The sequence below is a fragment of the Ligilactobacillus murinus DSM 20452 = NBRC 14221 genome (assembly GCF_001591685.1).
Lineage (GTDB): Bacteria > Bacillota > Bacilli > Lactobacillales > Lactobacillaceae > Ligilactobacillus > Ligilactobacillus murinus.
The window spans coordinates 1-4,325 of record NZ_BCVJ01000080.1 but is presented as its reverse complement, the minus strand read 5'-3'; the positions used below and the strand labels follow the sequence as shown (position 1 = coordinate 4,325).

The following is a 4,325-nucleotide window of genomic DNA, read 5'->3' as shown; positions in this document are numbered from 1 at the left end:
CGTGTAAAGGTCATACTTTTAGGTATGGCTTTTTTTGTGTATTCATATTAAGTAGGGCAAAACAAAAAATTACTATTTTAAATCATTATAATGATATAATAAGTTTGTAGTTAAAATGGCCAGAGAAAGATAAATGTATAGCTGGTCAGTGTAGTAGTTAATGATATTTATAGTTAAAAAAGGGAAACGATAATCTTTCTGTGCAGTTTTGCGGTCTATACATTTATCTAGCAGCAACAATGAGAAAACGACCTGATCAGCCCATTAGCCGACCGATCAAGCAACGTTTAAATGAGAGCGGTTACTTAAATGTTTTGGGCGTTATAATAACTATTATTTTACTTGCAGTACTATTCTTTTTTGAATGTAATTTTTTACATGATGATCTTGAGCTTAGACCAACAAATGAAGCTATGGAGACAAGTCTTAAAGTTAGACAGAGTGAAGAACTTGAACCACAATTTGATGTGCAAGAAAATCTAGATCAAGAGACGATCAGTAACTGATAAGAAAGGATGAGTAGGATGTTTAACTTGAATGAATTGGCACAAGTGGAAGATATTTTACAACGTAGTCCTAGTCTAACACCTTATGAAGTTCAAATGGCAATGTGTGAATTACGTGACCAAGGTAGTTGTTATGTTAGAGATCAAGGCCAGATCGAGTATGCCATGGCTTATTTGCCATTTGTTAAAGTTGAAAATGGGCAAAACGGTAATTTAAGGCTTGGTCATTGGTAGAATGATTTAAATTTCTTAAGACTTTTAACTTTACTTAAAATCATAAATGTGATACTTTTCTCATAACGTATTTTTAAGGGGGAAATTTCATGCGACCAAGAATTGCAATACCAGCAGATACTTTAACTGAGGCGACAAACGTAATAAATGAACGTAATGCGCCATATGCACCAAGACCTGCGATCGAAGCGATCGTCAAATCTGGTGGTGTGCCCGTTATCTTGCCAAGTGTCGATCCAAAGTTTGTGGACGATTATATCGATCTGTTTGATGGGATCGTTTTTGCGGGGGGCTTTGATGTTGATCCAACCTTCTTTGGGGAAGAACCTCATTTGAAGTTGGGAATGACTTACCGCAAACGTGATATATTTGAAATTGCATTATTAAAACGGTCAGTTGAAAAAGGAAAAGCTATTTTGGGTATCTGTCGTGGGATGCAACTGATCAATGTGGCTTTAGGTGGGACGTTGTATCAAGACCTTTCAGAGGATAAAGAGATCTATGTTAAACATTCGCAAGATGCACCTGGTAACTTTCCGTCTCATCATGCAAATGTGCTCACAGATAGTCGCCTTTATGAGCTTGTGGGAAAACGGCCGTATATCAATTCCCGGCATCATCAAGCTTTAAAGGATATTGCACCGTCTTTACGTGTTGTAGCCAAAGCTGATGATGGCGTAGCCGAAGCGGTAGAATCACTTGAAAATGACCAGATCTTGGGCTTACAGTGGCATCCTGAAAATACCTACAAGCATTATCAGGACTCACAAAACATTTTTGCTGATCTGATCAAACGTGCAGCAAAAGTTGCCCAAAAAAATAATAAGAATAACTAAAAAAATAGCTCGGTGGGTCGATCCAGCGAGCTATTTTTATGGAGTAATATTATTTTTATTTGATGAAATCAAGTACCATACGACCGTTGATCTTGCCAGCTTCCATTTCTGCAAAAATTTCTGGTGCATCTTCGACCGGTCGTTTTTGAACGACCAGGACAACTGATCCTTGAGCTGCAAAATCAAAGGCTTCAGCTAGATCTTTTCTTGTTCCAACTAATGAACCTACGACTTTGATACCGTCTAAGACCGTTTTAACGATGCTTAGTTCCATATATTCAGAGGGTAAGCCCACCGCAACAACTGTCCCGCCAGCGCATAAACTTTCAACGGCTTGATCAAAAGCAACTTTAGAAACGGCTGTTACAACAGCTCCGTGGCACCCACCAGTTAACTCTTGGATCTTTTCTGCACCATTAGGAGTATCTTTAGCATTGATAACGATATCAGCTCCAGATACTTTGGCTAAAGCTAATTTGTCATCGTTGATATCAACGGCGACAACTTTAGCGTTAAAGACCCTTTTAGCGTATTGAACAGCTAAGTTTACCTAAACCACCAGCGCCGTAGATCACGATCCATTTACCAGGAGCTGCGTCTGCTTCTTTGAGTGCTTTATAAGTTGTTACCCCAGCACAAGTAATAGAACTAGCTTGGGCTGGATCGAGCCCTTCAGGAACTTTGACGGCATAATCTGCCACAACGACAGCGTATCCACTCATGCCCCCATTAACTGAGTAACCCGCATTTTGTACATTACGGCAAAGTGTTTCACGACCTGTGGTGCAGTATTCACAGTAACCACAGCCTTTGAAGAACCAGGCAATACTTACGCGATCACCGACTTTGAGCGAAGTTACATCATTAGCAACTTCAGTAACGATACCGATCTCTTCATAGCCTAAGATCCGCCCTGGAACTTTCCCAAAATCCCCATTAGCCACGTGTAAGTCAGTATGACAAACACCACAATACTCCATTTTTACTAAAGCTTCACCTTGTTTAAGGGTTGGAATAGTGCGTTCTGAAATTTCGATCCCAACACCAGAGCCCTTAACTGAAACAGCTTTCATATGTTTGTGTCACTATATTAAATGCGAAATAACATGGCAGTTTATGTTATTAGGAAGAAATATAGTTTTGCCTTCCTTTGTTTTTTGTTAACGGTTACAAAATAGTCCTAAAAAAATGATTTCCCCGCATTTTGTACTTCCAAGGAAATCATTTATTATTCTTACAAATAAATCAACAATCAACTACGACGCAGATCAGGATCCCAGTTACCACGAAAGAGTGCTTGCTTAAGTTCGACTGCAGTGTATTGGCGATCTTCAAAGCCTTCAAATTTGAGGAGCGCATCTTGGGCAGCCCGTTGATAGCGACGAGCGCGGCGCAAGGCATATTCTTCTAAGGAATCATCTTTAACGTAATTTAACAGGCGGGCACTCGGGGTCGTTAGTGGATTTTCTACGCGATCAGCTAGATCATCTAAAATTTCTTGATATTCAGGTCCAAGTTGGAGCCGATTGGCATAAAGTTCTAAACTTTTAAGAAATGCGCGTGCTTTATTTTGATATTTACAAATGCTACGCGGATCTTCATTGGCAACTTCTTCATTCATACGGTCAGCTTGCTCTAAAACACGATTGACTTCCTTTTTTTTGAGAGCTGGACTCATGATAAAATAGCTTGCTAGTAAGCGAAGGAAACGTAAGGTATCGGTTCTGATACCAACTGAGCTACTTGGATCAAGGTCCAACATTCGTAATTCGATGTATTCTGCCCCCGTTTTTGGCAACTCAGATAAAACAGGATTACCTTTAAAGCGGACGGGACCGTGAAATTCGTATTCTTTGATCAAGATCTTATCTTTGACCCCTTGTTTTATCCGCTCGACATAAGCTTGTACATTCGTATAATCACCTGCAAACTTGGTTCCAAAGCCAAACGAACTTTGACGTATGCTTCGAACTGGATGTTTGAGTTTAAAATCACCTTCAAAATAATTTTTTTCAGCGATCGGACTAGCACCAAAGAGATAAGTGATCAGCCAACGATAGCGGACAAATCCTTGAGCTAAGATCTCATAGAGATAATTTTTAGCTTCAAGTTCATTTTTAAAGCGCTCGGGAAAGTTTTTTAAGACTAATTCGATGAGGTGCTGATCAATACTGAGATTGATATGAGCCCCACACGGAGTACCTTCAGCAAAACGGTGCCTTCTGGTCCACTCTTTTAAATAGGCCTCTTTTTCAGGGCCCCATTGAGCTAAACGAATATGGCTCGTATCTTTAGGTAATTTAGGTGGCATTGATAATGGCCAAAGTAATTCGCCTGGTGCTAAAGCAGAGCGTAAGACGTTATTGATACCATAAAGATAATGCATCGCATCAAGGGCATAAGCCGCAGGTGGTGTCACAACTTCAGACATCGTTTCTAAATAATCTGTTGTGATCCAAGGATTGGTCGTTTCATCACCGAGTGCGGCTGGATATGGTTCTTGACTGAGATTCCCCGTATCATCAACGCGATGCATCTCGATCTCGAGCCCCATTGTGAAATCTGACGTTTTAGCAACTGCTTCATTATTAAAGATCAGCTGCCCGATTTTACTAAACATAAGTATTCCCCCAAACTTAGTCTGCTTGCTTAGGAGCAGACTTTTATTTTAGCCATATTATACTACATTTAAAAAAGAATGAAATAGAAAAAGTGGATTTATTTTTTAGAAAAGTTTTAAAATAGGCGA

The 4,325-nt window shown here is 39.7% G+C and carries 4 protein-coding genes and 1 pseudogene; 3 read left to right on the top strand and 2 right to left on the bottom strand.

The features are described 5' to 3' along the window. Positions 1-239: 239 nt before the first annotated feature. The 3 genes from LMU01S_RS09565 to LMU01S_RS09555 all read left to right on the top strand — a co-directional run bounded on the left by LMU01S_RS09565 (position 240) and on the right by LMU01S_RS09555 (position 1,576). Positions 240-506 (top strand): hypothetical protein, encoded by a 267-nt coding sequence (locus tag LMU01S_RS09565; RefSeq protein WP_056959833.1) that lies wholly within the window; start codon positions 240-242, stop codon positions 504-506. A gap of 18 nt (positions 507-524) precedes the next feature. Continuing rightward, positions 525-740 carry a hypothetical protein gene (locus LMU01S_RS09560; RefSeq protein ID WP_004049968.1) on the top strand — a complete coding sequence of 72 codons (216 nt, stop codon included), beginning with the start codon at positions 525-527 and terminating at the stop codon, positions 738-740. Between the two features lie 89 nt (positions 741-829). Continuing rightward, positions 830-1,576 (top strand): gamma-glutamyl-gamma-aminobutyrate hydrolase family protein, encoded by a 747-nt coding sequence (locus LMU01S_RS09555; RefSeq protein ID WP_056959831.1) that lies wholly within the window; start codon positions 830-832, stop codon positions 1,574-1,576. 55 nt (positions 1,577-1,631) lie between these two features. Here the strand turns inward: LMU01S_RS09555 and adhP are convergent. Further along, a pseudogene (gene adhP, locus LMU01S_RS09550) lies at positions 1,632-2,649 on the bottom strand (alcohol dehydrogenase AdhP). Between the two features lie 179 nt (positions 2,650-2,828). Then, entirely contained in the window at positions 2,829-4,196 is a 1,368-nt protein-coding gene (locus LMU01S_RS09545; protein ID WP_056959829.1) for a glutamate--cysteine ligase, read from the bottom strand. Positions 4,197-4,325: the final 129 nt, after the last annotated feature.